Origin of the sequence: Ensifer sp. B1-9 (assembly GCF_050474445.1) — a bacterium.
GTDB lineage: Bacteria > Pseudomonadota > Alphaproteobacteria > Rhizobiales > Rhizobiaceae > Ensifer.
This window is the reverse complement of sequence record NZ_JBCHVG010000039.1, coordinates 1-1,916: the sequence shown is the minus strand read 5'-3', so window position 1 is coordinate 1,916 and position 1,916 is coordinate 1. Positions and strand designations below refer to the sequence as shown.

Below are 1,916 nucleotides of genomic sequence, written 5' to 3'. Positions count from 1 at the left end.
CCGGGCGCCGATCTCGGCGAAAAGTCGAAGGTCGGCAACTTCTGCGAGGTCAAGAAGGCGGAGATCGGCGCAGGCGCCAAGGTCAACCACCTGACCTATATCGGCGACGCCTTCGTCGGCGCCGGTTCGAACATCGGTGCCGGTACGATCACCTGCAACTATGATGGCGTGAACAAACATGAGACCCGAATCGGCGAAAATGCCTTCATCGGGTCGAATTCGTCGCTGGTCGCGCCGGTGACGATCGGCGAGGGAGCGTTGGTTGCCTCGGGCAGCGTGATTACCGAGGACGTGCCGGCCGACGCCGTCGCCTTCGGCCGCGCGCGCCAGGAGATCAAGCCGGGTCGGGCGCGACTGCTGCGCGAGCGCTACCAGGCTGTGAAGGCAGCCAAGAAGGCCGCAAAAGCCGCCGGCTAAGCCGCCGACGCCGTGGCCCCATCAGACGCGTAAAGATCCGCTGCTGCTTGCGTGAATCGGCTGCGATTCAGCGAAACATGCGGAGCGTTAAATACTGAAACCGAAAGTGAAATCGAGGCGGATTGCCTCACCCGGCAAATGCTTTACCAAGGCAGCGCGTCGGGCGGGACATCTGCCCTCATTGACTGAGGCGCCGCGACGGGCGCGGGGACAAATCGGAGACGACTATGTGCGGTATTGTGGGCATCGTTGGCAACCAGCCGGTATCGGAGCGACTGGTCGATGCGCTGAAGCGCCTCGAATACCGCGGCTATGATTCCGCCGGTGTGGCGACCATCAATGGCGGAACGCTGGAGCGCCGGCGCGCCGAGGGCAAGCTCGTCAATCTCGAGATCCGGCTTCGCGAACAGCCGCTCGCCGGCACGATCGGCATTGCGCACACGCGCTGGGCGACCCATGGTGCGCCGACCGAGCGCAATGCCCATCCGCACTTCACCGACGGCGTCGCCGTCGTCCATAACGGCATCATCGAGAACTTTGCCGAATTGAAGGACGAACTGATCGCCGATGGCGCCAGGTTCGAGACCGACACCGACACCGAGGTCGTGGCGCATCTGCTCTCCAAGTTCCGCCGCGAAGGCCTTGGCCGGCGCGAGGCGATGCATGCGATGCTGAAGCGGGTCACCGGCGCCTATGCGCTCGCCGTGCTCTATCAGGACGACCCGTCGACGATCATGGCGGCGCGCAATGGCCCGCCGCTGGCGATCGGCCACGGCAGGGGCGAAACGTTCCTCGGCTCCGACGCGATCGCGCTTGCGCCCTTCACCAACGAGATCACCTATCTGATCGACGGCGACTGGGCGGTGATCGGTGCGAACGGCGTGCACATCTTCGATCTCGCCGGCAACGTCGTCGATCGACCGCGCCAGATCTCGTCGGCTGCCGCCTATATGATCGACAAGGGCAACCACCGGCACTTCATGGAGAAGGAGATCTATGAGCAGCCGGAGGTGATCGCGCACGCGCTGAGCCACTACATCGACTTCGCCGGCAACCGCATCAAGCCGCTCGCCGGCACAATCGATTTTGCCAAGGTTCCGAGTCTGGCGATCTCCGCCTGCGGCACGGCCTATCTCGCTGGTCTGGTCGGCAAATACTGGTTCGAGCGCTATGCCCGCCTGCCGGTGGAAATCGACGTCGCTTCCGAGTTCCGCTATCGCGAAATCCCGCTGTCGGCGCAGTCGGCGGCACTGTTCATCTCGCAGTCGGGCGAAACCGCCGACACGCTCGCCTCGCTGCGCTACTGCAAGGAGCTCGGCCTGAAGATCGGCGCCGTCGTCAATGCGCGCGAATCGACCATTGCGCGCGAATCCGATGCGGTGTTCCCGATCCTTGCCGGTCCGGAGATCGGCGTCGCCTCGACCAAGGCCTTCACCTGCCAACTCGCGGTGCTGGCGTCGCTGGCGATCGGCGCCGGCCGCGCCCGCGGCATGGTCAGC

General features: G+C 64.7%; 2 protein-coding genes. Both read left to right on the top strand.

Features of this window, described 5'->3' with window-relative positions; translation table 11 throughout:
• A partial coding sequence (locus ACQ5BM_RS34540) for a DapH/DapD/GlmU-related protein (protein ID WP_429820838.1) occupies positions 1-417 on the top strand: 417 nt, incomplete at its 5' end.
• Positions 418-644: 227 nt separating this feature from the next.
• Positions 645-1,916 (top strand): glutamine--fructose-6-phosphate transaminase (isomerizing) (gene glmS, locus ACQ5BM_RS34535; RefSeq protein WP_429820836.1); only part of this gene is annotated, 1,272 nt, incomplete at its 3' end.